Here is a 4,563-nt window from a genome sequence, read left to right as displayed (position 1 = left end):
ACTTCGGCGGACACACCGTCCGCACCACCGGCATCGAGAAGAACACCCACGACAACCCGTTCGGCGCCGTCCTGTACTTCAAGGGCACCGTCACCGACACGGTGGTCAAGGCCAGGCTCTCCCAGCCGATGCCCGACCTCGCGGACGTCTTCGAGGTGCCGGACAGCGCCGCCTTCAAGGTCGGCGACTGGTGGGCGGTCACCATCGACCCGGAGCCGGGCAAGGGCAAGTACGAGCAGGAGGTGCAGCGCCTGGTCGAGGTCACCCAGCTCGTCGACGCGACGCACATCCGGGTCGGCTACAAGATCGGCTGGGATCTCGCCGCCGGCCGTACCTTCACCTGGACCCGGATCGAGCCGGTCGACCGCGCGCACGTGCGCAACATGGTCTTCCAGGGCATCCAGGACGGCGACCAGTACACCGGCTCGCACCCGATCGCCTACGAGTACACGATCCACTGCGACGTCGAACACGTGGACGCGATCGGCACGTTCTGGCCGGTGATCATGCGCCGCTGGTGCACCCACTACCGCACCCGCGCGTGCACGCTGAAGAACCCGGCCAGCGTCACGTGGGGCGGCGCCGGCTACCTGACCCAGCAGATCTACTGCCTGTACGGGCACGTCGAGGACTGCCACGTCGCGAACAGCCGGCACCTCAACGACCTGACCGCCTCCGCCTACTGCTACGTGACCAACTGCCACGGCGACGGCGACGACCAAGGCCCGTTCGTGACGCATGGTCAGTTCGAGCACGACCTCGTCTACACCGGCAACTCGGGGCTGATGACCTTCGCCAACTCCGGGGCCGCGTGGGGTTCGGTGGCCAAGCGCATCACGGTGCGCAAGCACGTGTGCTCGTGGTTCGTGGCCCGGGTCAAGATCACCGATCTGACCCTGGAGGACGTGCAGGTGATCGGCAGGCCGGCGCTCGCCGGGTCCGGGATGTTGTGGGTCAACGCCGACGGCGTGCAGATCCGCGGCTGCACCGCGTCCGGACCGCTGGTCGTGTCCCAGGCGTCCAACCGTTCGCAGCGCGCCAACGTGATCGCCGATTCGACGTTCACGCTGGGCAAGGACGCCGAGATCACCCAGGCCGGCGTGAGCGGCGAACTGCACCTGCACCGGGTCACCCTCAAGGGCCTGGACAACGCGAGTCTGAAGAACACCGGTCGGCTCGTGCTCACCGACTGCACGCTCGTGGGCGCGCCGACCGCCGCACCGACCACGGTGACCGGCCCCGCGCTGACCGTCTCCGGCGGCGAACTTCGGGACACCGGGCTGCGGTTCGCGGGCGCCGGCGACCAGAGTGTGACGCTGTCGCGGACCCGGCTCGGCGGCACCAACGCGGCCCGCGCGCTGCTTTCGCGCACCGGCGGCGCCCGCACGGTCTCCTGGCAGCTGGACGGCTGCGTGTCCACCGCGGCCGACCCGGCCACGGCGCACGTCCTGGTCACCGACGGGCCCAACCGCTACCGCGCGGCGGGCGGCACGTTCACCGGCGGTCGGCTCGAACTGACCGGCGCGGCCTTCGGCGGCACCAGCGCGCTGTTGCACAGCGGCTGCGTCGAGGACGGCGTCACCCGTACCGCGCTGCCCGACGAGGGCCCGCGGGTCGCGCACACCGCCGGCAACCAGCTGCTCTGACGCACCGTCACCCTCGGCCCGCAGCCCGCTCGGACGCGCGGCCACTGTCGTATCCGCAACACCCTCGCACCACGGGAAGCACCATGACCGCCCCCAGTTTGACCACGAACCCCGGCCGACCGGCCGGCACCGACCGACCCGTACGGATCGCGCTCGTCGGTGCGGGCAACCGCGGCCTGACCTACACCGATTGGATCCACCGGCACCCCGACCGCGCCGAACTGGTCGCGGTGGCCGACCCGCGCGCCTCCGCCCGGGCCGCGTCCGGCGCGAGCGTGCAGTTCGAGGACTGGCACGCGCTGCTCGACGAACGCATCGCGGACGCGGTGATCGTGGCCACCCAGGACCGCGAGCACGTGGAACCGATCCTGGCGCTGGCCGGGGCCGGCTACGCGATCCTCACCGAGAAGCCGATGGCCGCCACCGAAGCGGACTGCCGGCGGATCATCGAGGGGGTCGCCGAGACCGGCGTCCCGTTCGCGGTGTGCCACGTACTGCGCTACACCCCCTACACCGACCTGGTGAAAGGTGTCCTGGACTCCGGCGTGCTCGGCTCGATCGTCAGCCTGGACCTGCTGGAGCCGGTCGGCTGGTGGCACTACGCACACTCGTACGTGCGCGGTCCGTGGAGCCGCGAGGCGGACTCCTCGCCGATGATCCTGGCCAAGTCCTCGCACGACCTGGACTGGATCGGCTACGTCACCGGCGCCCGGATCGAGACCGTGGCCAGCTTCGGCGGTCTCGCCCACTTCAAGCCGGAGAACGCGCCGGCGGGTTCGGCCCGCAACTGCCTGGACTGCGCGGTCGAACCCGACTGCCCGTACTCGGGTCCCAAGCTCTATTTCCCGGCCCTGCGCAAGACCGGCGACGCGTGGCCGATCAACCACGTCACGGACGCCGCGCACGGGCCGCAGGATCGGGCCGAGTTGGTCCGGGCACTGCGCGAAGGCCCGTACGGGCGCTGTGTCTACCACTGCGACAACGACGTGGTGGACCACCAGGTGGTGGCGATGCAGTTGTCCGGCGGGATCACCGCGACCTTCACGATGACCGCGTTCACCGAGCAGACGCACCGTCAGGTGCGGATCTTCGGCAGCCACGGCTGGCTGCGCGGCGACGGCGAGAAGGTCACCGTGCACACCTTCGCCGACGACAAGGTGGTCACCCACGACGCGGGTGCCTCCGGGTCGAACGCGGCGGACGGGCACGGCGGCGGCGACACCGCGCTGATCGACGCGTTCGTCACCGCACTGGCCACCGGCGACCGGGCCCACATCCGTTCCAACGGTGCCGACTCGCTCGGCAGTCACCTCGCCGCGTTCGCCGTCGAACGCTCCCGGCACGGCGGCAACACCGAGGTCGTACCCGCGAGTTGAGCATCCCCGAGTCGGCCGGCCGCTCGCGCCGTCCCACGATCGCCGCTTGCCGGCGGTGGGCGAGCGGCCGGTCCACCGCCTCGGTCCTTGAACTGACACCCCGTCAAACCCCGCTGTCAGGAGACGCAACCCTCATGAGAAGAAGCATCCGTCCGCGTACCGTCCGCGCGATCGCCCTCCCGGTGCTCGCCACCGCCCTGACCGTGAGCCTGGCCGCGTGCGGCGGCTCCTCCGGGCCCGGCTCGGGCGGCAAGACGATCACCACGTGGATGTACCCGGTGATCGCCGACGAGGCGAAGAACAAGGAGTACTGGGCCGGCCTCACCGACGCCTTCGCCAAGGCCAACCCGGGCTACAAGGTCAAGGTCGAGACCTACCCGTGGGCCAACCGCGACACCGCGCTGGCCACCGCGATCGCGGCGAACAAGGGCCCGGACGTGGTCTACCTGGTGCCCGACCAACTGCCCAAGTACCAGCGCAGCCTGGTGCCCGCGGACGAGTACATGCCGGCCGCCGACAAGGCGGACTACCGCAAGGCCGCGCTGGATTCGGTGAGCGTGGACGGCAAGCCGCTGGCGACTCCGCTGCTGACCAGCGCCAACCCGCTGATCTGCGACAAGAGGGTGTTCGCCGCGATCGGCGAGAGCACCTACCCGAGCACCTGGGACGACCTGCTCGCCCTGGCGCCCAGGCTCAAGGAGAAGGGCTTCCAGGCGACCAGCTACAGCGGTGACACCCAGCAGACGCTGAACCTGACCTGGTACCCGATGTTGTGGCAGGCGGGCGGCGACGTGTTCGCCGCCGACGGCAAGTCGGTCGCGTTCAACTCCGAGGCCGGCGTCAAGGCGCTGACCTACCTCAAGACCCTGGTGGACAAGGGCTACACCGACAAGGACCAGGTCACCACCACGCCCAAGCTGGAGCAGACCCCGGTGGCCAAGGGCAAGGTCGCCTGCACGTGGCAGAACACCCCGGCCGACGTGGAGAAGTTCTGGGGCAAGGAGAACACCGTGGTGATGCCGCCGCTCAAGGACGTCAAGTCCGCGGGCTACGGCACGGTCGGCTCGTTCGCGATGCTCAAGGGTGCCAACAAGGACGCCGCGGGCAAGTGGATCTCCTTCGTCGCCAAGCCGGAGAACAGCCTCGCGCTGGTCAAGTCCAACGGCTACTTCCCGGCCCGCACCTCGGCCGCGGACCCCTACCCCGGGGACGCGCTCCAGGCAGCCGTGGCCAAGACGCTCGACGTGATGAGCGCCGGCCCGCTCAAGGAGAAGTCGCGCGACGTGATGGGCGTGCTCGCGCCCGAGATCCAGGCCGCGCTGATCGGCAACAAGAGCCCCAAGAACGCGCTCGACGACGCGGCCAAGGCGGCGAACGCGCTGCTCGCGCGCTGACCCGACGGGCGGCCCGGCCCCGTCCGGGCCGGGCCCCCCCCCCCCCCCCCCCCGCGCCCCCCCCCGCCCCCCCCCCCAACCCCCCCCACCCCCACCCCGGTGCCCCGGGGGCCCCGGGGGGCAAAAACCCCCCCCCGACCCCCCCCC

3 protein-coding genes are annotated in these 4,563 nt (G+C 70.9%); all 3 read left to right on the top strand.

All coding sequences use genetic code 11. From position 1 onward, the window contains the following. Positions 1-1,646: peptidase C14 (locus tag ACIBM5_RS25325; protein ID WP_396008908.1), on the top strand; the 1,646-nt coding region annotated here is incomplete at its 5' end. An 83-nt stretch (positions 1,647-1,729) separates the two neighbouring features. Then, on the top strand, positions 1,730-3,022 hold the full coding sequence (locus ACIBM5_RS25320; protein WP_396008907.1) for a Gfo/Idh/MocA family protein: 1,293 nt from the start codon (positions 1,730-1,732) through the stop codon (positions 3,020-3,022). A gap of 134 nt (positions 3,023-3,156) precedes the next feature. Then, the gene (locus ACIBM5_RS25315; RefSeq protein ID WP_396008906.1) at positions 3,157-4,416 is read left to right on the top strand and encodes an ABC transporter substrate-binding protein; all 1,260 of its coding nucleotides are present in this window, start codon (positions 3,157-3,159) and stop codon (positions 4,414-4,416) included. The last annotated feature ends 147 nt before the right edge of the window (positions 4,417-4,563 follow it).

Source organism: Embleya sp. NPDC050493 (assembly GCF_044458105.1).
Taxonomy (GTDB): Bacteria; Actinomycetota; Actinomycetes; order Streptomycetales; family Streptomycetaceae; genus Embleya.
The sequence above is the reverse complement of the archived record's forward strand: the minus strand, read 5'-3'. Positions and strand labels throughout refer to the sequence as shown.

Bases quoted from the DNA above. Each gene is read 5' to 3' on its own strand.
- ACIBM5_RS25315 (WP_396008906.1), top strand. From the start codon at position 3,157: ATGAGAAGAAGCATCCGTCCGCGTACCGTCCGCGCGATCGCCCTCCCG.
- ACIBM5_RS25320 (WP_396008907.1), top strand. From the start codon at position 1,730: ATGACCGCCCCCAGTTTGACCACGAACCCCGGCCGACCGGCCGGCACC.